Below are 21,095 nucleotides of genomic sequence, written 5' to 3'. Positions count from 1 at the left end.
CTCCGGGAGAGACGAGATGACCGCATGCATTGTGGGCTGGGCCCATTCGAAGTTCGGCAAGCTGACGGATGACACGCTTGAAGGGCTGATCGTTCAGGTGGCGCGCGAGGCGCTGGACCATGCCGGCATTGGGCCCGAGGATGTGGACGAGATCGTGCTCGGCCACTTCAACGCCGGTTTCTCACCGCAGGATTTTACCGCCAGCCTCGTGCTGCAGGCCGATGACCGGCTGCGTTTCAAACCGGCCACGCGGGTGGAAAACGCCTGCGCGACCGGCTCTGCCGCTGTGCGGCAGGGCGCTCGCTCCATCGCTGCGCGCGACGCCCGCATCGTGCTCGTGGTGGGCGCGGAGCAGATGACAAAAACACCCGGTCCGCAAATTGCAGAAAACCTGCTGAAAGCGTCCTATTTACCGGAAGATGGCGAGATTCCGGGCGGTTTCGCAGGCGTTTTCGGAAAAATCGCCGATGCCTATTTCCAGAAATATGGCGACCAGTCGGATGCGCTGGCGACGCTTGCGGCCAAGAACCACAAAAACGGTGTCGAGAACCCGTTTGCGCAGATGCGCAAGGATCTGGGTTTCGACTTCTGCCGGCAGGAGAGCGAGCGCAATCCCTATGTGGCCGGTCCGCTGAAACGCACCGACTGTTCGCTCGTTTCGGATGGAGCGGCTGCGATCGTGTTGACGGATACGCAGACCGCACTTTCGATGCGCCGCGCGGTTGCGCTCAGGGCAAACGAACATGTGCAGGACTTTCTGCCCATGTCCAAGCGCGACATCCTCAAATTCGAGGGGTGTGAGGAAGCCTGGAAGCGCGCGTTGAAAAGCGCGGGCGTGACGCTGGACGATCTCTCTTTCGTGGAGACCCATGACTGTTTCACCATTGCCGAACTGATCGAATATGAGGCGATGGGGCTGGCAAAGCCGGGCGAGGGCGGCAAGATCGCGCTCGAAGGTCAGACCGAGAAGAACGGGCGGCTGCCGGTGAACCCCTCAGGCGGGCTGAAGGCCAAGGGGCATCCGATCGGTGCGACCGGCGTTTCCATGCATGCGCTGACGGCGATGCAGCTCACCGGCGAGGCCGGCGGCATCCAGATCCCCGACGCGAAGCTGGGCGGCATCTTCAACATGGGAGGCGCCGCGGTCGCCAACTACGTGTCGATCCTTGAACGGATCAAGTAGCGGGCGAAGGCTTTTCGCTCGCCGTTGCGGACGGCCATAGATCGACGCGGCCAAAGCCCGGCACCTTTAGCGCCGGGCGGCGCAGATCGAGGCCTGCGACCAGCCCGAGAAAATGCAGCTCGACACCGGAGCGCAGGCCGGCGGCAAGGCCGGCCAGCCCGCCGAGCGAAACATGGATGTCGCTCCAGTCGGGCGTGTGATCGAACGCCAGCAGGCCCGGACGATAATCGCGCCCGACAGCGGTTGGTGGCAGGGCGATGTCGAGATCAGGCACGTTGCGCAACACATGCGCGGTGAAGGAATTTGAATTCGGTCCGGGCCAAATCCCGTAGTCACCGCGCTGCGAGAAGGGATAGCTGGCGATGGCTGCTTCCACCTGCGGCATGAGCCGCTCGGCTTCTTCTCCCTTGATGGCAGCCACGACATAAGGTGTGTTGGAATACCAGCGCCCGTCTGCCGGGTAGGCGTTGCGGCGCACGGGGCTGCCCCAGCCGACCTTGTCATAGCGATCATAGGATGATGCGTCAGCGCGTTTGAGCACGAGCCAGCTATGGACGGACAGGGCGCCCTTCATGCCGCCGGTGCGCGCGGCCATGACATAGATTGCAGCTCGTGGATCGTCGGTTGCTTGTGGGAGAACGCCGCTTGCGGACCAATCTGCGCTGCGCCACGAGACCGGCCGCTCCTGCACCGCCCACCAGGCTAGCGACGCGGTGGCAGGCAGAATGAAGACAAGAGTGATAAACAGCAAAGTCCGCTTGAAAAAACGCATGAGGGCCAGTCTATTGCGGTTGGCTTGATTTGAAAGTGAATCCCGCAAATTACGGTGAAAACATGGGCAACCCGGTTCTGGTCGAAGTGCTGCGCGGTAACCTTGTCGAGAGCGGGCATCGGGGCGCGATCGCCGTGTTCGATGCGGATGGCGGAAAATTGATGAGCCTTGGCGACATTGACCGACCCGTCTTCCCGCGTTCTGCCGTGAAAGCCATTCAGGCGCTGCCATTTGTGGAAAGTGGGGCGGCGGATGCGTTCGGCTTCGGCAATCGAGAGATCGCGCTTGCCTGTTCGTCGCATTCGGGCGAGCCCGAACACGCGGCGCTGGCGGTTGCCATGCTTGAGCGAGCAGGGCTTGGAAGCGATGCCTTCGAATGCGGGGCACATTGGTCATCAGAGCAAAATGTGCTGATCGAGCAGGCGCGCGATCTCGCGGAGCCGACGGCGGCGCATAACAATTGTTCGGGAAAACACGCGGGTTTTCTGTGTACCTGTGCGCATCTCGGCCATGACCCGCGTGGTTACGTGGCGTTTGGGCACCCGGCACAGGAAGCCGTGAAGGCGGCCATGGAGGAGGTGACGGGCGCGGCGCATGAGAGCGATCAGTGCGGCACGGATGGCTGTTCCATACCCACTTATGCGGTGCCGTTGAAGGCGCTTGCACAGGGGTTTGCGCGGATGGCGACGGGGACCGGGTTCGCGCCGGACCGGGCGAAAGCCGCAAAGCGCATTTTCGCAGCCTGTATGGCGGAGCCATTTTATGTGGCAGGCAGCGGGCGGGCCGATACGCGCATGATGGAAGCAGGCAAGGGACGCATCTTCACCAAGACGGGGGCCGAAGGCGTGTTTTGCGCAGCTGTTCCCGAGAAGGGGCTCGGCATCGCGCTCAAATGCGATGACGGCACGACACGGGCCGCAGAAGTGATGGTCGCCGAAGTGTTGGCTCAGCTTCTGGATGGTGATGCATTGGCCGAGACGCTGCGTGAGATGGCCCGACCAGTTCTCACCAATCGGCGCGGGTTCGAGGTGGGGTCTCTGCGGCCCTCGGAAGCGCTGGTCGTGCGCGCGGATTAACTTGAGCGGTTGCCCGCAAGCGTCAGATGCGAAATGGTCTCGCTGCCGGACTTCAGAAGATCGCCGGTGGCGGGCTCTGCCCAGCGATGGCCGACCACTGCGCCATTGGGGGTTTCCTCGAAGACATTGCCGGAAATGACGGCTGCGCCTGAACCTTCGACCACGGAAACGATGATGCCGGTTTTCGCCTTGCGGATGACGTTGCCCGAAGCCGTGACATTGCGCAGGAAGGGGCCCCAGCCCATGCGGATGCCGGCAAGCGGTGCGTTTTCGATGATGTTGCCGGTGACCGTGCTGTCGGCCTCGACATTGATGCCGATGCCGAAACCGGCCATGGGTGAGGGATAGGGGCCATTTTCTGACAAGTTGCGGATGATGTTGCCGGTGCAGGCGCAGAGCCGTCCACCCTTGTCGAAATTGGCCATGGAGATGCCGTGGGCGGCACCATCCACCAGATTGCCGCTGAGAACGGCACCCTGAAAGGCGAATTCCGCGTAAAGCGCGGTTTCGCCCGAGCGCAGGCAGGTGTTGCCGGATATCTGGAGATTGCCGGCGCTGTTGCCGCGTATGGCGGAAAAGGCGCAGTCGGCAATTTCATTGTCCGACACACGGAGATTGTCAGCGCGGTAGGCGTTGATGCCATTGCCGTACTGGCCGGTGCCGCCCCTGTCGGCGCGGATGCGGCTGATGCGGTTTCCAGAAACACGGCTGCCATCCGCGCCTGGGGCGCTGCGGTGGATCAGAATGCCGCCATTGCCGCAATCGGTGACGGTGTTTTCAATGACATCAAGGCCACCCGAATCCAGTGCGTAGAGCGCGTAGTCGGTTACGCCGGTGATGGCGCAATCGCGGACGCTGCCCTGTGTGCGGCGGAGCGAGAGGCCATTGCCGCCGCTGTTGGCGAAGACACAGTCCTCGATGGCAATGTGGCGGGTATCTTCAATGTCGAGCAGGCCGCCGCCTGAACCGGAAGGCGGCATGAGCCTGCCATCGAATGCGAGACCGGAAAGCGCGAGATGGTGACTGTCTCGCGCAGTGAACATCGATCCAAGGTTATCCTGCTCCAGATGCGTGGCTCCCGGAACGCCGAAAAGACGGGTTTGCCGGGGAAGCGCGAGGTCGGAGAGACGGTAGCGGCCCGGTGGCAGGAATATGGGAATGGAGTCCGCGCTTGCCCGTTCAAGCAGGTCCTGGAGGGCTGCAGTCTGGTTCTGGGCTGCGTTGGGTGTGAGGCCGAATTCGGCTGCGTTTGCGGCACCCGTTGCAGCGCGTCGCAGTGCGGCTTCAGCAAAGGCTGTGCGCGGCATCGCAAGACCGAGAACGGCAAATCCTGCAGTGGCTTTCAACAGGCGGCGGCGGTTCATATTGGTACAACTCCGACTTTGCCCGCTGTAGAATGCAGGTTTTGTGCCGCAGGATCAGGCTTCGAGCGGGACGGTATGGTCGCGGAAAAAACGGGCGGCGCCTTCTTCGTCGATCTCGCCGGCGGCGAGGTCCATCACGAAAGTGTATAGCAATCCGTCATTGGCAGTCATGCGGTAGCCGTGAAGCAGGAGAAACGTACCCGCTGCAACGATTGCCGTGCGCTTGTTGCCATCCACAAAGGCGTGGTTTCGTGCAAGACCGAATGCGTAGGCGGCGGCGAGCGCGTCCGGCGTTTCATACAGGGCCTTGTTCTCTGCTCTTGCGAGAGCGGATTCAAGGGCATTTTCATCGCGGACGCCGCGCGCGCCGCCGTGCCTGCGCAATTGCTCTTCATGCATCGCTTCCACGGCAAGCCGGGAGAGGAATGTCCAACTCATTCGGCTAGCTTTTGCAACGCGACCTTGTATCGTTCCATGAACTGCCGCGCCGCTTCCATCTGACGTTCGAACTGATCGTCGGCTGCGGCGAGAGACACGCCATTGTCGGTCTCCGTGAGCACCAGTTGGTCTCCCGATTTCAAGCCTTTCCGCTCAAGCACCTCCTTCGGCAGGATGACACCTTCCGAATTGCCGATCTTGCGAATGGTCACGTTCATGGCTTTGGCTCCGTGTGTTATAACTTAAGGTATAACATGGCGCCGTCCATTTCAAGATCAGTGCGTCAGCCTGCTTTCAGCAGTCGGTCGAGCAGTTTTTCGGCGGCTTCGGGAATGACCGTTCCGGGCGGGAAGATTTCGGCTGCACCCGCCTCGCGCACCGCTTCGAAATCGTCGGGTGGAATGACGCCGCCGGCGACGAGAAGAATGTCGCCATGGCCGCGCTTTTCAAGCGCCTGCCTCAGCTCGGGAATGAGGGTCAGGTGACCGGCTGCAAGCGACGAGGCGCCGACGATCTGGACGTCGTTGGCGATGGCAAGCTCGGCCACTTCCTCAGGTGTCTGGAACATCGCGCCGACCGTGACGTCGAACCCGAGATCGCCAAAGGCGGTGGCAATGACCTTCTGGCCGCGATCATGCCCGTCCTGACCGATCTTGGCGATCAGGATGCGGGGAGCGGCTCCGGACTTCTTGCGGAACTTTTCCACTTTCTGCTGTGCGCGCTCGAACGAGGACAGGTCGCCTACCTCCTTGCGGTAGACACCGGAAATCGTTCGGATCTCGGCGACATGACGGCCAAAGGCCTTTTCAAGAGCAGAGGAGATCTCGCCTACTGTCGCGTTGGCCCGGGCGGCGCGCACGGCGAATTCGAGCAGGTTTCCGTCTTCTGCGGCTGCGCGCGTGAGGGCTTCAAGCGCGCTTTCTGTCTCGGCCACGTCGCGGGTGCCCTTGAGCTGCTGCAGTTTCGCGAGCTGGCGGGCGCGGACCTCGGCATTGTCGACCTTTAAAACGTCGACCTCGGTGTCGCGCTCGGGCTGGAAGCGGTTGACGCCGACCACTGTCTGTTCGCCTGAATCGATGCGCGCCTGGGTGCGGGCTGCAGCTTCCTCTATGCGCATTTTCGGCACGCCCTTTTCGATGGCCGCAGCCATGCCGCCGAGGCTTTCCACCTCTTCGATGTGTTTGAGCGCACGATGGGCGAGGTCGTGGGTGAGGCGTTCGACGAAATGGGAGCCGCCCCATGGGTCGATCATGCGGGTGGTGCCGGATTCAAGCTGCAGGACAAGCTGCGTGTTGCGGGCAATGCGCGCGGAATGGTCGGTCGGCAGCGCCAGCGCCTCATCGAAGGCATTGGTGTGCAGCGACTGGGTGTGACCCTGGGTGGCGGCCATGGCCTCGACCATGGTGCGCACGATGTTGTTATAGGGATCCTGCGCCGTCAGTGACCAGCCGGAGGTCTGGCAATGGGTGCGCAGGGAGAGTGAACGCTCGTTCTTCGGCGCAAAGTTCTTCTGGAGAAGCGTCGCCCACAAAAGTCGTGCGGCGCGCATCTTGGCCACTTCCATGAAGAAATTCATGCCGATGGCCCAGAAGAAGGAGAGGCGCGGCGCGAAACGGTCGATGTCGAGGCCGGCGGCGATGCCGGCACGCGCATATTCGATGCCGTCGGCGATCGTGTAGGCAAGCTCCAGATCCGCCGTCGCGCCGGCTTCCTGCATGTGGTAGCCGGAAATCGAGATCGAGTTGAACTTGGGCATTTTCTCCGCCGTATAGGAGAAAATGTCCGAAATGATCCGCATCGATGGTTTGGGCGGGTAGATATAGGTGTTGCGGACCATGAACTCCTTCAGAATGTCGTTCTGAATGGTGCCCGAGAGATTTTTCTGCGCTACACCCTGTTCTTCTGCCGCGACGATATAAAGCGCCATGATGGGCAGGACCGCGCCATTCATGGTCATCGATACGCTCATTTTATCGAGCGGGATGCCGTCGAAAAGCTGGCGCATGTCGAGAATGGAATCGATGGCGACGCCTGCCATGCCCACATCGCCGGCAACCCGCGGGTGGTCGCTGTCATAGCCGCGATGGGTGGCGAGGTCGAAGGCGACGGAAAGGCCTTTTTGCCCGGCGGCAAGGTTGCGCCGGTAGAAGGCGTTGGATTCTTCCGCCGTGGAAAAACCTGCATATTGGCGGATCGTCCAGGGCCGGCGCGCATACATGGTGGGGTAGGGGCCGCGAATGAAGGGTGCGGCGCCCGGATAGGTATCCAGAAAGCGCAGTCCCCTCACATCATCTTCAGAATAGAAGGACTTGATCTCGATGCCCTCGGGCGTTGCCGCGGGCGGTGCCTCAGAGGGAAGAGGCGAGGTTTCCGGATCCGACCAGTCGATGCTGGCGAAATCCGGGATCATGCGATGCCTCCTCCGGTCTCATCGAGACGCTGGGCGAGAAGCGGCTGACAACGCACCGCAGCTGTTTCTCCCGAGAAGTCGGGCGACTGAGCCTTCAGCGTCTTCACCGGGCGCTCTTCGGCTGCCGGGTAGATCGTGGTGCCGACAATGGGTTTCTTGCCGTCGTTGATGCGTTGCTCACGGCGCTCACGCATTTCCAAAACACGTTCCTGAATATGGCCGTTCATCAGGCTGCGCAGCACGCCGCCTTCACTCTCGATACGGCGGAATTCGTCCCACGCCTTTTCGCACAGGGCGGCAGTGAGCGTTTCCATGCCGCCGGCACCGGCGGCCGGATCGATTATGAGGTCGAGATGGCTTTCGCCGGACAGAATGAGCTGCGTGTTGCGGGCAAGCCGCCTTGCATCTTCGTCCGGCAGACCGTGAACGATGGTGTGCGGCAGGACCGACAGCGAATCGGCACCGCCGACAGCCGCCGCAAACGCAGCGATGGTGGTGCGCAGCGTGTTGGTTTCCGGATCCTTCGCCGTCATCATCCGGTAGGAGGTTTCGGCGTGGATCGTGGCGAGCGAGGGTTCGATGGAGCAGGTCTCCTGGACCCGCGCCCAAAGGCGGCGCAGCGCCCTTATCTTGGCGATCGACAGGAACTGATCCTGATCGACACAGAGAGAAAACCCGATATGCGGTGCGGCATAGACGAGCGGCTGGCGCGCCTGCTCGAACATGCGCAGATGCGAGACGGCGGAGGCCAGCATGATGCCGAGCTCCTGAGCCTCGGAGGCGCCCGCATTGTGGAACACGCGGCCATCGCCCTCAAGCAGGATGCCGGGCAGGTCCATGGCGAAGAAGCCCGCAAAGGACTGCGGCATGGATGCTTCAAGCGCCTCGATCGACATGCGCAGTTTGCCGGTGCCGGCAAAGGTGGCCGCAGGTGAAATGCCGAAGGAAAGCGTCATGGCGGCCGGGTTGATGCGGCGCTCGGTGAAGATCTGGGTCAGCCAGTCGACGATGGCGCGGCTGCTGGGATTGGCGTCCATGCGCAGGTAGAGCCCCTGAAGGTCTATGCCTTCGAGCGCTTTGGCAACCGCTTCGGGCGTGGCTGGAAGACCGTAGCCGAATGCGTTGGGCGCGCCTTCAAAGACGAGGGCGAGGCCTGTCGCGCCCTGGGCGATGTCTTCCTTTGCCTGGCGGTTCGCGCGAACCGGATCGGGGTCGTCCATGCGCTGGACTGCTGCCCAGCCGGACTTGTCGCGTCCACGGGCGAGCGGCTTCGCGTCCTGCATGCGCTCATAGAGCGCGCGCATGGAAATATTGTCATCCGTTTGCCACGAAAGTGCCTCGGGACCGGCTTCGCCTTCCAGGGATTCGATCACGAGATCGCGCCAGCGCTCCTGGTCGATCTGAGGAAATTTCACTTTTTTCAGGATCGCGCGATCCATCATGCCTCCCGATTCGCCGTTGGCCCGGAACTCTGCCCGCTCGAATGGGCATCAGACCTCAAGGGCAACCAACCTGTCATTGCAAGGCAAGTTTAGGACGCCATAGGAGACGCCGCAATGCACAATAGGCCGAATAGCCGGCTAGCGTTGCAGGAAAGCCGCGCTTTACTTCACGCACAACGACATTGAGACTTTCCGCGAGGCTGACTATACCGGGGAACCACAGAATTCAGCGGGACCGGCAAGCGAGGCGGAGTGCAAATGGCGGAAGACAGCATCTTTCTGGGGGCCAGCCGGCATCCCGACGACAGCTACCAGCAGGCCGAACGCCTACTGCTCAGATATGCCAACCGGCATGGCCTCGTCACCGGCGCGACCGGCACCGGCAAGACGGTCACCCTTCAGATCTTGACGGAAGGGTTCTCAAACGCCGGCGTTCCGGTCTTCTGCGCCGATGTGAAGGGAGACCTTTCCGGCATCGCCATGATGGGTGAGGAAAAGGATTTCCTGACCAAGCGTGCCGAAACAATCAAACTCGACCCATATGAGTTTCAGGAGTTTCCCGTAATTTTCTGGGACCTTTTCGGGGAGAAGGGACACCCGATCCGCACGACGATTTCGGAGATGGGGCCTCTGCTTCTGTCACGGTTGATGAATTTGACCGATGCGCAGGAAGGCGTCTTGAACATCGCTTTCCGGATCGCAGACGAGGAAGGTCTTCTGCTTCTGGACATGAAGGATCTGCAGGCGCTTCTCGTTCACGTGGCAGACCGCGCCGACGAAATCGGCGCGCGTTACGGCAATGTGTCGAAACAGTCGGTGGGGGCAATCCAGCGGACATTGCTGGTGCTGGAACAGCAGGGCGCGAACTTCTTCTTCGGCGAGCCGGCATTGAAGATCAGCGACATCATGCGCACCACGCCGGATGGTCGCGGCGCCATCAACGTGCTGGCCGCCGACAAGCTGATGATGAACCCGCGCCTTTATGCCACCTTCCTGCTATGGCTGTTGTCAGAGCTGTTTGAGGAATTGCCGGAAGTCGGCGATCCGGACCGGCCGCGGCTCGTCTTTTTCTTCGATGAGGCGCATCTGCTTTTCGATGAAGCGCCGAAGATCCTGGTCGACCGCGTGGAGCAGGTCGTGCGGCTCATTCGATCCAAGGGGGTTGGCGTTTATTTCGTGACGCAGAACCCTCTGGACGTGCCCGAAACCGTGCTGAGCCAGCTTGGCAACCGCATTCAGCATGCATTGCGCGCCTATACGCCGCGCGAGCAGAAGGCGGTGAAGACGGCAGCCGACACATTCAGGCCAAACCCGGAATTTGACTGTTTCGAGGCTATCACCAAGCTCGGTGTGGGCGAGGCGCTGGTGTCCACGCTGGAAGCAAAAGGCGTTCCGGCGATGGTGCAGCGGACGCTCATTCGCCCACCGGCGTCCAGACTGGGACCAATCACAGACGTGGAACGCGACAGGCTGCTGAAGGCAAGTCCAGTGTTCGGTCAGTATGACGAGAGCATCGACCGCGAATCAGCATTCGAGATTCTGCAGAAGAAGGCGGAGGACAAGGCCAAGGCCGAAGCCGAGGCGCAAAAGGCAGAAGAGGCAGGCGCGGCGGAAGAGCGCTCTCGCTGGTCGCTTCCCGATTTCGGCGGCAGTGGCACCACAACCACCACAAAACGCAAGACCACCACAAGGCGGCGCACATCCAACCGTCAGTCGGTCAGTGAGGCTGCGCTCAAATCCGTGGTGCGTTCGGTGGGGACGTCGCTCGGCCGGGCATTGGTGCGCGGCATTCTGGGGAGTTTGAAAAAGGGGCGCTGATGGCGCCCCTTTGAATTTCTGATCCTGACAGAAACGCAGGTCTAGACGCTGCGAAGGCCGGAGGTGACGAGGATCGGCGAACCGTCCGGGACGCGGTTGTAGAGATCAATCACATCCTGGTTGATCATTCGCACGCAACCTGAGGAGACCGATTTGCCGATGGTCCACCATTCCGGAGAACCGTGAACGCGGTAGAGCGTATCCTTGCCGTTCTCAAAGATATAAAGCGCGCGGGCTCCGAGCGGATTGGCAACGCCCGGCTGCATGCCGCCGACCCATTTATCGTTGGCCTTGTCATATTCCGCGCGGTATTTTTCCAGCTCGGGACGACGGTCGATCATTTCTGCCGGCGGGAACCAGCGCGGCCACTGCTGTTTGTACTTGATCTCCGCGCGGCCTGCCCACTCGAACCCGGCGCGGCCAAGGCCGACGCCGTAGCGCATGGCACGACCACGCTCGCGAACGAGATAGAGAAAATGATTGGCCGTATCGACCACAATGGTGCCGGGACGCTCACCCGTCGGGTCAGCGACTTCCTGGCGATAATAGCGCGGATTGATCTTGTCGATCGGAACTGCGGGAATGTCGTATCCGGCATCCGTAACCGCTCCATACATGGAGCTGTACTGCGTCGGCCCTGGCTCGGGTTCGCGCCGCGGCGCCACGCTGGGCGTATCGCCAGAGGTGCTGACACATGCGGAAAGGCCAAGTGACGCGGCGCCAGCGGCGCTTATGGACAAAAAGCGGCGCCGGTTGAGAGATCGTGCGGCAATGGGGGAATTGGACATGGTTTCTTCGTATACTCGCGTTTCGTCAGGACCGGTGAGTGCGACAACCCTTTCGGATGCATCGCCTCCCTTTTGGGGATAACCCCAAGCTTCCCTCCCTAGGTTCCGAAAACATATCGGAGTGTGCTTGATAGACCGAGTAAACTTGACTTGAAGGTGAAAAATGCCGCACCCACACGAGTTATCGGGCAAGTGTGTTATAGATGCATCATAATCAAGAGGTCTCGGGCGCGGCACACTCGCTAAGCAACAAGCCCCTCCAGTGAAGGAAGGATGAGATCGGGCGGGAAGTCTTCATATTCGTCGGGCTGGTCGGTTCGGTTGAGCCAAACGGTGCGAAACCCGAATTGCCGCGCTCCGGCGATATCCCAACGGTTGGAGGATTGAAAAGATACGGTTTCCGGGTAAAGCCGCCAGGCGTTGGTCACCATCTCGTAAACGCTTTGGTCGGTCTTGAAGCGGCGAACGGACTCCACCGAGAAGACTTCATCCAGAACGGAATCGAGGGCTGACGAACGGATGGCCGATTCGAGCATGGCAGGGGACCCGTTTGACAGAATGGCGAGCCGTGCCCCACCTGCCTTGAGCGCCTTAAGCACCGCCGGCACTTCCTCGTAGCAATCCAGTTGCCAGTAGGCGTCGAGCAGGTCCTGCCGCAGTCGCCGATCGATCGAGGGAATCTTTGCAAACGCATAATCGAGCGCCCGCTCTGTCATGGTCCAGAAATCCTGATACTGGCCCATGAGTGTGAATACCCAGGAATATTCAAGCTGCTTTGCCCGCCATAATTCCGAAAAACGCTGTCCTTCGGGCCCGATCTCGCCGGCATGACGGCGCACAGCCGCATGCACATCGAACAGCGTACCATATGCATCGAAGACGAAAGCTGCGTGCCGCATGAAAACTCCCTGTTTGTGTCGTCCACTTGACCGCACCTGCAAACGGCGGTCAAGAAACGCCCTCTGGCCTCATCGATAGCGATGCCGAGACGATTGACGAAATCCGATAAAGCCATTTCGATGCATGGCACAAGGAACTGAAGAATTTGCATCTCTGCCGGGATACGCAAAGAAGCACAGGAAGGGAAACACAGCATGACCGTGGTGAGCGAAGTCCAATCGACGACCTGGACCTATGTTGACGGCGATTGGCATGAGGGAAACGTACCGCTCATCGGCCCGCGCAGTCATGCCATGTGGCTGGGCTCGACCGTGTTCGATGGCGCCCGCTGGTTTGAGAATGTCGCCCCCGATCTTGATCTCCACGCCAAACGCGTCAACGCGTCGGCTGCCAATCTTGGCCTCACACCCAAGGTTTCGGCCGATGAGATCATCGGACTGGCCAAGGATGGTCTGAAGAAGTTCGACGGCAAAACGGCCGTTTATATCCGGCCCATGTACTGGGGCGAACATGGTGGCTATATGGGTGTTCCCGCCGACCCGGATTCAAGCCGCTTCTGCCTTTGTCTTTATGAAGCACCAATGCTGGAACCGACGGGATTTTCGGTGACCGTCTCCCCGTTCCGCCGGCCGACCTTCGAAACGGCGCCGACCAATGCAAAGGCCGGGTGCCTTTATCCCAACAATGGTCGGGCAATCATGGAAGCGCGCAGCCGCGGCTATGACAACGCACTGGTACTGGACATGCTTGGCAACGTGGCCGAAACTGGCAGCTCCAATATTTTCATGGTGAAAGACGGTGTGGTCTTCACACCAGCGCCGAATGGTACTTTCCTTTCAGGTATTACCCGTAGCCGCGTGATCATGCTTCTGCGGGACGCGGGCGTCGAGGTGGTCGAGAAGACACTTTCGGTGAAGGATTTCCTCGACGCGGACGAAGTATTTTCTTCGGGAAATCATTCAAAGATCGTCCCCGTCAGCAAGGTCGAAGACCAGAATTATCAGGCTGGACCTGTGGCCAAAAAGGCGCGTGAGCTCTATTGGGAGTGGGCCCATTCCGGGTCGCCCGTCTGATACACCGGGAACAATCGGGAGCGATGGGTATTGTCTCACCAGAGGCGCAACCCCATCTGCGTCCTGCAGAATTCAACCACCTGTACGAGGGAGTTTACCACCATGGCTTTTGAACTGCCGGATCTGCCTTATGATTACGAGGCGCTGCAGCCCTTCATGTCGAAGGAGACGCTGGAATACCACCACGACAAGCACCACAAGGCCTATGTCGACAATGGTAACAAGCTTGCGGCAGAAGCAGGCATGGACGGCCTTTCCCTCGAAGAGGTCGTCAAGCAGTCCCATGGCAAGAATGCCGGGCTCTTCAATAACGCTGCCCAGCACTACAACCATGTCCATTTCTGGAAATGGATGAAAAAGGGCGGCGGCGGCACAAGTCTTCCGGGTGCCATTGCCAAAGCGATCGACAGCGATCTCGGCGGCTATGACAAGTTCCGCGCCGACTTCATCAACGCCGGCACCACGCAGTTCGGTTCAGGCTGGGCATGGCTCGCCGTCAAGAACGGCAAGCTTGAGATCATGAAGACCCCGAATGGTGAGAATCCGCTCATTCATGACGCCAAGCCGATTCTGGGTGTCGATGTGTGGGAGCACTCCTATTACATCGATTATCGCAATGCCCGTCCTAAATATCTCGAGGCGTTCGTCGACAGCCTGATCAACTGGGATTACGTACTGGAGCTTTACGAACAGGCGTCGTAACAGCGTTTTGCGATTTCACAATCAATACAGTTTCGGACTGTACGAAAGGCCCGGTCGATGCCGGGCCTTTTTTTGATTCGGAAAGGCCTTCACGAAACCGTGAGCGCGCGTTCTGGAATAAATGCGGGTCACAGGCGTTGATCGGGGTATTGTTCGAACAAATCATCGGAGGGTTCTCATGAAGAAAATTGCGCTTGCCGTTTCAGCTCTTTGTTTATCGATCTCGGGCGTCGCCGCTGCTGATGATCCCATTGCCGTTCGCAAGACGATCATGCAGGCGAACGCTGCCTCCGCGGGCCTGGCGGGCGCGATGCTAAAAGGGGAGCTGGAGTACAATCCCGCGATTGCCAAGGCCGCTATCCTTACCTTGAGCGCGAGCGCGAAATCATTCGGTGAGTTCTTCCCCGAAGGTTCGGGTGATGGCGACACGACGGCAGCCCCCGCTATATGGGATGATCCCGAGGCCTTTCAGGCCGCACTCGACAAATACATGACTGACACGGCGGCTGCTGCTGAAGCGTCCGGCAAAGACGGACCCGCTGATCTAGCGACGTTTCAGGCCGCGATCGGACCGGTTTTCGGAAACTGCAAGAGCTGCCACGAAAAATTCCGCGTGCAGAACAACTGATCCGGGGTCTTCGGGATTGTCATGAAAAAGACGTTGCTTGCTTCGGCCTTCGTGATCATCGTGGGCGGTGGAGCGGCGTTCTGGATACTGAGTGCTCCGACCCCGCTTGAGGCCGGGGCACTTGGTGCTCTGGAAGTGCCAAGTGCAGAACGCGGCGAACAGGTGTTTTGGGCTGGGGGGTGTGCTTCCTGCCACGCGCGCCCCGGGGCTGACGGCGATGCGCGGCTGGAGCTTGCAGGAGGCGTTGAGCTGAAATCCGATTTCGGCACCTTCGTTGCGCCCAACATCTCAACACATTCAGAGGACGGTATCGGCAACTGGAGCGAGATGGATTTCGCCAATGCGATGCTGCGCGGCATTTCCCCTGATGGTGAGCACTATTATCCCGCATTTCCTTATCCGTCCTACGCAAGGATGACGGCACAGGATGTGAGCGATCTTTTCGCCTTCCTGAAAACGCTGCCGGAAGTGGAAGGGCAAGCCGGAGAACACCAGCTTTCCTTCCCGTTCACAATGCGCCGTGGTGTCGGCCTCTGGAAACTCGCCTTCATGCATGACGAGCCGGTCGTCCCGCTGACGACGGACGCGTCCGAGGCGGAAAAGCGCGGGCGGTATCTCGTTGAAGGCCCTGGGCATTGCGGCGAATGCCACACGCCGCGGAATTTCGCCGGAGGGCAACTCTACGATCAGTGGCTTGCAGGAGCCGTGTCAGCCGAAGGCGAGGGGATCGTACCCAACATCACCTCCGGGGAAGGCGGCATCGATTCCTGGTCGACGGGCGATATCGCCTACTATCTGGAGAGCGGGTTCACGCCGGAGTTCGATTCCGTTGGCGGGGCCATGGTCTCCGTTCAGAAGAACATGGCCCACCTTGCCAAGGAAGATCGCGAAGCGATTGCCGCCTATCTCAAATCGGTGCCGGCCAGAGCTAACGGCTATCCATCTTCCCGGTGACCTTCAAAACGAAGGCATAGGTAAGCGCCTTTTCCTCGAGCCGTGAAAAACGGCCCGAGGCTCCGGCGTGACCGGCATCGAGATTGGTTTTCAGGAGGACCGGATTGTCGCCCTTTTTCCGATCGCGCAGCCGGGCCACCCATTTCGCGGGTTCCCAGTAGGTAACGCGCGGATCTGTGAGGCCGGCAAGGGCCAGGATGGGTGGGTACTCTTTCGCGCTTACATTGTCGTAGGGAGAATAGGCGGCAATGGTGTCGTAATCCTCACGCGAGACGATGGGATTGCCCCATTCCGGCCATTCGGGCGGGGTGAGGGGCAATGTGTCGTCGAGCATTGTGTTGAGCACATCGACGAAAGGCACGGCGGCGACAATGCCCCCAAAGGCTTCCGGCGCCATGTTTGCAACCGCGCCCATCAACATTCCGCCGGCCGACCCGCCCTCCGCAACGATGCGGTCGTGGCTGGTGTATCCCTCGGCCACGAGATGACGGGCGGCGGCGATAAAATCGGTGAACGTGTTGACCTTTTTTTCGCGTTTTCCGTCCTCGTACCAGGCGTAACCCTTTTCCTTGCCTCCGCGGATATGCGCGATGGCGTAGACGAAACCACGGTCGACCAGAGACAGGCAGTTCGTATTGAAAGAGGCGGGCATCGCCATGCCATATGCTCCATAACCGTAGAGCAGGCAGGGGGCTGAACCGTCGAGCGCTATACCCTTGCGATAGACCAGAGACACCGGCACCAGTTCGCCATCGGGCGCAGGCGCCATCAGACGACGCGTCACATAGTCGTCCGCATTGTGCCCGGACGGCACTTCCTGCGTTTTCAGGAGCGTGCGGGTGCGAGTGCGCATGTCGTAGTCAAACACCTGCTCCGGCGTGGTCATTGATGAATAGGAGAAACGCAGCGTATCGGTCGCGTATTCGTAGGATCCCTGAAGCCCAAGCGAATAGGCCTCTTCGTCGAAGGCGATGGTATGCTCGGAACCATTGTGGCGATCGCGAATAACGATGCGCGGCAGTCCATCTTTGCGTTCGAGGCGGACGAGATAATCGGCGAAGGCCATGATCGCAAGGATCAGGCGGCCGGGCTCGTGAGGCACGAGATCCTGCCAGTTTTCGCGCGCAGGGTTGCTGGCCGGTGCGGTGACAATCTTGAAATCCTTGGCGCCATCCGCATTGGTCAGGATGAAGAAGATATCGCCGCCTTCCTCGAGATCGTATTGAAGGCCGGTTTCGCGTGGCGCGACCAGGCGTGGCACGGCATCCGGATCGTTGGCCGGCAGGATGTGGCACTCCGACGTTTCGTGATCGTGGGCGGAAATATAGATCCACTCCTGCGTGCGGCTGCCGGAAACGCCGACGAAGAAGCCCGCATCGGCCTCTTCATAGACGAGGCGGTCGGAGGCAGGCTCCGCGCCAACGCGGTGGAAAAACACTTTCGAAGGACGATGGTTCTCATCGAGACGCGTGTAGAAAAAACCATCGCTCGCCGCATCCCACACACCACCGCCGCCTGTCTCTGCAACGATGTCGGGCAGGTCTTCGCCGGTGGCGAGGTCGCGCACGCTGATCGTGTAGAGTTCAGAACCCTTGTCGTCATGGCCCCACAGAAGACGTTCGTGATCGGGCGAATGATCGACCCCGCCGACGCGGAAATAGCTCTTGCCCTCGGCTTCTCGGTCACCGTCCAGCAGCGTCTCCTCCGCGCCGCCGCCGCTGGGCAGGCGGAAGAAGCGCGGATACTCGCCTCCGGTCCGGAACCCGGCGGCATAGGCATAGGGGCCATCTCTGGAAGGCACGGACGTCTCATCTTCCTTGATGCGGCCGCGCATCTCGGCGACGAGAGTCTTCTGCAACTCTTCCGTATCGGCCATGAGCGCTCCCTGATAGGCATTCTCGGCTTCGAGATGGGTACGGATGTCGTCGGCAAGGAGGCTCGGGTCGCGCAGGACCTCCTGCCAGTTTTCAGCACGCATCCAGGCATATTCATCCGTGCGCTCGATGCCGTGGCGCGTGTCCTTCACGGGATGAGCACGCGGCGAGGGGGCTTTTGCGTCCATGGCGAACGGTTTGGAAGTCATGAGGCTACCTTGTGAATATCTGCGAGAAGCGAGTGCGGCGCGCCGCAGGGAATGCCTCCTTCATGTCCCGAGCGAATAGGGCATGGCAATGGCTTATTGTGTTTTTCCCGGCGCTTCCCTGCCCCAGGTCCGGCCCGATGAGCGGATTTTGCATCTGGCCTGTCCCGTGGTTTAAGCTGTGTAATCTTCTGTGAATGGCGGCGTTTCATCGCGCTTTGCAGGTCGGTTTACGCCTTGTGGTGCCTGAGGCGAGTGTTTATGTCACCGTAAGATTTAAAAATGTGGCCTGAAACACGATTTCAAGTGGGGAGAGTTCATGACGGCAGACGGCCAGTGGCTGACATTTCTTGCTCTGTTGCTGCCGTTTGCAGCCGCCGCCATCGCACCAGTGCTGACAAAAGCGCTGAAACACAATGCGGCGTGGATCCTGGCCCTGGCTCCTGCTCTGATCTTTCTTCATTTTAGCGGATTCGTTGGAAACATCTCCGAAGGAGAAACGCTTTCGGCCGGATATGTCTGGATTCCGAGTCTTTCGGTAGACTTCTCCTGGTTTCTTGACGGCCTGTCCGTCACCTTCGCGCTTCTGATTACCGGCATAGGTACGCTGATCGTGCTCTATGCGGGCGGGTATCTGAAGGGACATGAGCATCAGGGGCGCTTTTTCTCCTTCATACTGATGTTCATGGGGTCCATGCTGGGATTGGTAGTGGCCGATTCCTTCCTGACCCTGTTTGTTTTCTGGGAGCTGACCTCGATCACCTCGTTCCTGCTGATCGGTTTCGATCATTCACGCGAAGCCTCGCGCCGTGCGGCGCTGCAGGCGCTGGTCGTGACCGGGCTTGGCGGGCTTTCACTTCTGGCGGGGCTTCTGGTAATCTGGGGAGCCACAGGTGTCACTTCCCTGTCTGCTCTGCTTGCAAGCGAAAGCGCGCTGCGCGATGCGCCGCTTTATATGGCTGCACTGCTTTTGATCCTCGGCGGTGCATTCACGAAATCGGCGCAGTTTCCCTTCCATTTCTGGCTGCCGAACGCGATGGAAGCACCCACTCCGGTTTCGGCCTATCTGCACTCTGCAACAATGGTGAAAGCGGGCGTCTATCTTCTGATGAGGCTTAACCCCGTGCTGGGTGATACGGTCGCATGGGAAACGATCCTGCCTGTTTTTGGCGGTGCCACGCTGCTCGTCGGTACACTCCTGGCTATGCGCCAGACAGATCTGAAGCTGATGCTCGCTTATACGACGGTAGCCTCGCTCGGGCTGCTCGTCATGCTGACGGGTGTGGGCTCGGAGAAGGCTGTTGAAGCGGCAGTGCTCTATCTGGTGGCACACTCCATGTTCAAGGGCGCGCTCTTCATGGTTGCGGGATTGGTGGATCACGAGGCCGGCACACGCGATGTCACCAGACTGGGCGGCCTGCGAAAGGCGATGCCCATCACCTTCACGGCGGCGGTTCTGGCTGCCGCGTCGATGGGCGGTGTCCCGCTGTTCTTCGGCTTTCTTGCGAAAGAAGAGATCTATGCCGGCCTGGGTTTCACCGATGGCTGGACCTCGTTGCTGACGCTGGTCGCGCTCACTGGCAACGGGCTGATGTTCGCGATCGGCTTTGCCGTGGCCCTGAAGCCATTTCTTGGAAACAAGGTAGAGACCCCCAAACACGCCCACGAAGGGCCGGTCCTGCTTTGGCTCGGGCCGCTCGTTCTCGGCGGCCTCGGGCTTGTGTCTGCTCTGGTATCAGGTCTCAGCCACGAGCTGGTCAGCAGCCCGATGTCGAGTGCAGTGATAGGCGAGCCTGTAACGGTGACGATTTCGACCGTGCCGCATATCGGCATGCCGCTCGTCCTCTCGGTGGTGACGGTCGCGTTGGGTGCTTTGGTATTCGTCATGCTGGAGCGCGGGCGTGCTGCCATGGCCGGCATTCTGACCGCCATCGGCTGGGGACCGGACCGGGGCTTCGACCAGGTGATGCGCGGTCTGACCCGGCTTTCGTTCCGTGTGACCAATATCATTCAGAATGGTCGCCTCGATTACTACATGACGGCAACCTTCGTTGCGGTCGCTGCCGCAGTGTTGATTCCGATGGGGCTTTATGACGAATGGCCGACACCCCCCCAGCTTCCCCGGATGCCCTTCTATGAGTGGACCGTCCTGCTGATCGCCCTGATCGGTCTTGGTGCGGTGATCTATGCGCGTGACCGGCTGACTGCGATCGTCTCACTTGGTATTCAAGGGTTTGCCGTGGCTCTTATATTCATGCTGCTTGGTGCTCCGGATCTCTCTTTCACCCAGTTCATGGTCGAGACGCTGTCCGTGGTGATCCTGGCCCTTGTCATGACGCGGCTGCGGCTCTCGCCGACGGATCACCGCCCGACACGCGAAAAGGTGCTTGACGTTGCCGTGGCCGGAACCTGCGGTGCCGCGCTGGGCCTGATGCTTTTGCGCGTGACCCAGGTGCCGTTCAACACCGAGCTCAGTGATTTCTTCTCGCAGTATTCCCGCGTGATCGCTCATGGCCGGAACATCGTGAATGTGATCCTCGTCGATTTCCGCGGCACGGATACGTTGGGCGAGATTGCCGTGGTGATGATCGCCGGCCTGGCCATTCTGGCGCTGGTGCGGATCCGCAGCGTCAAGCCGATCACAGAAAACAGGGAGGAGGGGTGATATGCGTACATTGATCTTCCGCACGGTCGCGCCCTATCTCACAAGCCTGATGATCCTGTTTTCCATCTTTGTGCTTTTACGGGGCCACAATGAGCCGGGCGGTGGTTTCATCGGCGGACTGATCGCCGCATCGGCATTTGCGATCTACGGCATCGCCTGCGGAGTTTCGCCGGTGCGCCGCGCCCTCTATTTTCATCCAATGGCGATTTCGGGTTTCGGGCTTCTGGTGTCGGCAATTTCCGGCTGGCTGTCCCTTGCCTTCAAGGTGCCGTTCATGACGGGCCTGTGGACCAAGGTCAGCGTGCTCGGTGTTCCCGTGGACCTATCCACCGTGCTGTTCTTTGACATTGGCGTTTATCTTGTCGTTCTCGGGTCGATCACATCTGTCGCACTTGCCCTTGAAGAAAGGGAGCACGGGTAATGGAAGTCGCTCTCTCCTTTGTGGTCAGCGTGTTCTTCGCTGTCGCCATCTATCTGATGCTGTCGAAGCACATCATCCGCATTCTCCTCGGGGTCTCGATCTTCGGCAATGCGGTGAACCTGTCGATCTTCACGGCTGGTAGGCTGATGCGTGAGGTTCCGCCGATCATTCCCGAGGCGCTGCCGACCCCGGAGGCGGCGACGGCAAACCCGCTGCCGCAGGCACTCGTTCTGACGGCGATCGTAATTTCGTTCTCGCTCTTCGCTTTCCTCCTGGTGTTGGCGTTCCGTGCCTATCAGGAGTTGGGAACCGACGACACGGATGGAATGCGCGTTGCCGAACCCGAGGGCGAACCAATGCCCCCGCTTGGATACTGAGGCA

General features: G+C 60.2%; 19 protein-coding genes. 10 read left to right on the top strand and 9 right to left on the bottom strand.

The window, feature by feature from the left end; translation table 11 throughout:
- Positions 1-16 precede the first annotated feature (16 nt).
- The gene (locus tag P2W41_RS13300) at positions 17-1,183 is read left to right on the top strand and encodes an acetyl-CoA acetyltransferase (RefSeq protein WP_404933385.1); all 1,167 of its coding nucleotides are present in this window, start codon (positions 17-19) and stop codon (positions 1,181-1,183) included.
- On the opposite strand, the gene P2W41_RS13295 is transcribed toward P2W41_RS13300, so the two are convergent.
- Entirely contained in the window at positions 1,176-1,955 is a 780-nt protein-coding gene (locus tag P2W41_RS13295; protein ID WP_404933384.1) for a DUF3750 domain-containing protein, read from the bottom strand. The two genes, P2W41_RS13300 and P2W41_RS13295, sit on opposite strands and share 8 nt — an antisense overlap.
- 62 nt (positions 1,956-2,017) lie before the next feature.
- On the opposite strand from P2W41_RS13295, the gene P2W41_RS13290 reads away from it, so the two are divergent.
- Positions 2,018-3,031 carry an asparaginase gene (locus P2W41_RS13290; protein WP_404933383.1) on the top strand — a complete coding sequence of 338 codons (1,014 nt, stop codon included), beginning with the start codon at positions 2,018-2,020 and terminating at the stop codon, positions 3,029-3,031.
- Here P2W41_RS13290 and P2W41_RS13285 read toward each other — a convergent pair.
- The 5 genes from P2W41_RS13285 to P2W41_RS13265 all read right to left on the bottom strand — a co-directional run bounded on the left by P2W41_RS13285 (position 3,028) and on the right by P2W41_RS13265 (position 8,685).
- Complete coding sequence (locus P2W41_RS13285) at positions 3,028-4,395, bottom strand: TIGR03808 family TAT-translocated repetitive protein (RefSeq protein WP_404933382.1); 1,368 nt, start codon at positions 4,393-4,395, stop codon at positions 3,028-3,030. The two genes, P2W41_RS13290 and P2W41_RS13285, sit on opposite strands and share 4 nt — an antisense overlap.
- A 54-nt stretch (positions 4,396-4,449) precedes the next feature.
- Positions 4,450-4,833, bottom strand: coding sequence for a type II toxin-antitoxin system death-on-curing family toxin (locus P2W41_RS13280; RefSeq protein WP_404933381.1), 384 nt, complete (start codon positions 4,831-4,833; stop codon positions 4,450-4,452).
- Positions 4,830-5,051 (bottom strand): AbrB/MazE/SpoVT family DNA-binding domain-containing protein, encoded by a 222-nt coding sequence (locus P2W41_RS13275; RefSeq protein WP_404933380.1) that lies wholly within the window; start codon positions 5,049-5,051, stop codon positions 4,830-4,832. The genes P2W41_RS13280 and P2W41_RS13275 overlap by 4 nt, the downstream gene beginning before the upstream one ends.
- Before the next feature lie 65 nt (positions 5,052-5,116).
- Positions 5,117-7,243 (bottom strand): methylmalonyl-CoA mutase, encoded by a 2,127-nt coding sequence (scpA, locus tag P2W41_RS13270; RefSeq protein WP_404933379.1) that lies wholly within the window; start codon positions 7,241-7,243, stop codon positions 5,117-5,119.
- Positions 7,240-8,685 (bottom strand): methylmalonyl-CoA mutase family protein, encoded by a 1,446-nt coding sequence (locus P2W41_RS13265; RefSeq protein ID WP_292900087.1) that lies wholly within the window; start codon positions 8,683-8,685, stop codon positions 7,240-7,242. The genes scpA and P2W41_RS13265 overlap by 4 nt, the downstream gene beginning before the upstream one ends.
- Positions 8,686-8,943: 258 nt before the next feature.
- Here P2W41_RS13265 and P2W41_RS13260 point away from each other — a divergent pair, with 258 nt between their 5' ends.
- Positions 8,944-10,503, top strand: a complete 1,560-nt coding sequence (locus P2W41_RS13260; RefSeq protein ID WP_404933378.1) for a helicase HerA-like C-terminal domain-containing protein — start codon at positions 8,944-8,946, stop codon at positions 10,501-10,503.
- A gap of 41 nt (positions 10,504-10,544) precedes the next feature.
- Here the strand turns inward: P2W41_RS13260 and P2W41_RS13255 are convergent, their stop codons facing one another.
- Positions 10,545-11,291 carry a L,D-transpeptidase gene (locus P2W41_RS13255; protein ID WP_292899935.1) on the bottom strand — a complete coding sequence of 249 codons (747 nt, stop codon included), beginning with the start codon at positions 11,289-11,291 and terminating at the stop codon, positions 10,545-10,547.
- A 242-nt stretch (positions 11,292-11,533) separates the two neighbouring features.
- The gene (locus tag P2W41_RS13250) at positions 11,534-12,190 is read right to left on the bottom strand and encodes a haloacid dehalogenase type II (RefSeq protein ID WP_292899937.1); all 657 of its coding nucleotides are present in this window, start codon (positions 12,188-12,190) and stop codon (positions 11,534-11,536) included.
- A gap of 195 nt (positions 12,191-12,385) precedes the next feature.
- On the opposite strand from P2W41_RS13250, the gene P2W41_RS13245 reads away from it, so the two are divergent.
- The 4 genes from P2W41_RS13245 to P2W41_RS13230 all read left to right on the top strand — a co-directional run bounded on the left by P2W41_RS13245 (position 12,386) and on the right by P2W41_RS13230 (position 15,548).
- Positions 12,386-13,264: a branched-chain amino acid aminotransferase gene (locus P2W41_RS13245; protein ID WP_404933377.1), complete on the top strand. Its 879-nt coding sequence runs from the start codon at positions 12,386-12,388 to the stop codon at positions 13,262-13,264.
- Between the two features lie 102 nt (positions 13,265-13,366).
- Positions 13,367-13,966 carry a superoxide dismutase gene (locus P2W41_RS13240; protein ID WP_404933376.1) on the top strand — a complete coding sequence of 200 codons (600 nt, stop codon included), beginning with the start codon at positions 13,367-13,369 and terminating at the stop codon, positions 13,964-13,966.
- Between the two features lie 178 nt (positions 13,967-14,144).
- Complete coding sequence (locus tag P2W41_RS13235) at positions 14,145-14,594, top strand: c-type cytochrome (RefSeq protein ID WP_404933375.1); 450 nt, start codon at positions 14,145-14,147, stop codon at positions 14,592-14,594.
- Between the two features lie 21 nt (positions 14,595-14,615).
- On the top strand, positions 14,616-15,548 hold the full coding sequence (locus P2W41_RS13230; protein WP_404933374.1) for a c-type cytochrome: 933 nt from the start codon (positions 14,616-14,618) through the stop codon (positions 15,546-15,548).
- Here P2W41_RS13230 and P2W41_RS13225 read toward each other — a convergent pair.
- Positions 15,523-17,631 carry a S9 family peptidase gene (locus P2W41_RS13225; RefSeq protein ID WP_404933373.1) on the bottom strand — a complete coding sequence of 703 codons (2,109 nt, stop codon included), beginning with the start codon at positions 17,629-17,631 and terminating at the stop codon, positions 15,523-15,525. The genes P2W41_RS13230 and P2W41_RS13225 overlap by 26 nt on opposite strands.
- A gap of 316 nt (positions 17,632-17,947) precedes the next feature.
- Between P2W41_RS13225 and P2W41_RS13220 the strand changes: the two genes are divergently transcribed.
- Genes P2W41_RS13220 through P2W41_RS13210 form a run of 3 tightly spaced genes read left to right on the top strand, consistent with a single transcriptional unit; the run spans position 17,948 to position 21,091 of the window.
- Complete coding sequence (locus tag P2W41_RS13220; protein ID WP_404933372.1) at positions 17,948-20,293, top strand: putative monovalent cation/H+ antiporter subunit A; 2,346 nt, start codon at positions 17,948-17,950, stop codon at positions 20,291-20,293.
- 1 nt (position 20,294) lies between these two features.
- Positions 20,295-20,714 carry a Na+/H+ antiporter subunit B gene (locus P2W41_RS13215; RefSeq protein WP_292893180.1) on the top strand — a complete coding sequence of 140 codons (420 nt, stop codon included), beginning with the start codon at positions 20,295-20,297 and terminating at the stop codon, positions 20,712-20,714.
- On the top strand, positions 20,714-21,091 hold the full coding sequence (locus tag P2W41_RS13210) for a Na+/H+ antiporter subunit C (protein WP_404933371.1): 378 nt from the start codon (positions 20,714-20,716) through the stop codon (positions 21,089-21,091). Before P2W41_RS13215 ends, P2W41_RS13210 begins: the two co-directional genes overlap by 1 nt.
- Positions 21,092-21,095: the final 4 nt, after the last annotated feature.

Source organism: Nitratireductor sp. L15S-10 (assembly GCF_045011005.1).
Lineage (GTDB): Bacteria > Pseudomonadota > Alphaproteobacteria > Rhizobiales > Rhizobiaceae > Nitratireductor.
This window is presented reverse-complemented; position numbering and strand designations above follow the sequence as displayed.

Coding starts and splice junctions, on each gene's coding strand:
- P2W41_RS13275 (WP_404933380.1), bottom strand. CDS start 5,051: ATGAACGTGACCATTCGCAAGATCGGCAATTCGGAAGGTGTCATCCTG.
- P2W41_RS13225 (WP_404933373.1), bottom strand. CDS start 17,631: ATGACTTCCAAACCGTTCGCCATGGACGCAAAAGCCCCCTCGCCGCGT.
- P2W41_RS13300 (WP_404933385.1), top strand. CDS start 17: ATGACCGCATGCATTGTGGGCTGGGCCCATTCGAAGTTCGGCAAGCTG.
- scpA (WP_404933379.1), bottom strand. CDS start 7,243: ATGATCCCGGATTTCGCCAGCATCGACTGGTCGGATCCGGAAACCTCG.
- P2W41_RS13265 (WP_292900087.1), bottom strand. CDS start 8,685: ATGATGGATCGCGCGATCCTGAAAAAAGTGAAATTTCCTCAGATCGAC.
- P2W41_RS13230 (WP_404933374.1), top strand. CDS start 14,616: ATGAAAAAGACGTTGCTTGCTTCGGCCTTCGTGATCATCGTGGGCGGT.
- P2W41_RS13255 (WP_292899935.1), bottom strand. CDS start 11,291: ATGTCCAATTCCCCCATTGCCGCACGATCTCTCAACCGGCGCCGCTTT.
- P2W41_RS13260 (WP_404933378.1), top strand. CDS start 8,944: ATGGCGGAAGACAGCATCTTTCTGGGGGCCAGCCGGCATCCCGACGAC.
- P2W41_RS13280 (WP_404933381.1), bottom strand. CDS start 4,833: ATGAGTTGGACATTCCTCTCCCGGCTTGCCGTGGAAGCGATGCATGAA.
- P2W41_RS13240 (WP_404933376.1), top strand. CDS start 13,367: ATGGCTTTTGAACTGCCGGATCTGCCTTATGATTACGAGGCGCTGCAG.
- P2W41_RS13290 (WP_404933383.1), top strand. CDS start 2,018: ATGGGCAACCCGGTTCTGGTCGAAGTGCTGCGCGGTAACCTTGTCGAG.
- P2W41_RS13235 (WP_404933375.1), top strand. CDS start 14,145: ATGAAGAAAATTGCGCTTGCCGTTTCAGCTCTTTGTTTATCGATCTCG.
- P2W41_RS13250 (WP_292899937.1), bottom strand. CDS start 12,190: ATGCGGCACGCAGCTTTCGTCTTCGATGCATATGGTACGCTGTTCGAT.
- P2W41_RS13295 (WP_404933384.1), bottom strand. CDS start 1,955: ATGCGTTTTTTCAAGCGGACTTTGCTGTTTATCACTCTTGTCTTCATT.
- P2W41_RS13220 (WP_404933372.1), top strand. CDS start 17,948: ATGACGGCAGACGGCCAGTGGCTGACATTTCTTGCTCTGTTGCTGCCG.
- P2W41_RS13210 (WP_404933371.1), top strand. CDS start 20,714: ATGGAAGTCGCTCTCTCCTTTGTGGTCAGCGTGTTCTTCGCTGTCGCC.
- P2W41_RS13285 (WP_404933382.1), bottom strand. CDS start 4,395: ATGAACCGCCGCCGCCTGTTGAAAGCCACTGCAGGATTTGCCGTTCTC.
- P2W41_RS13215 (WP_292893180.1), top strand. CDS start 20,295: ATGCGTACATTGATCTTCCGCACGGTCGCGCCCTATCTCACAAGCCTG.
- P2W41_RS13245 (WP_404933377.1), top strand. CDS start 12,386: ATGACCGTGGTGAGCGAAGTCCAATCGACGACCTGGACCTATGTTGAC.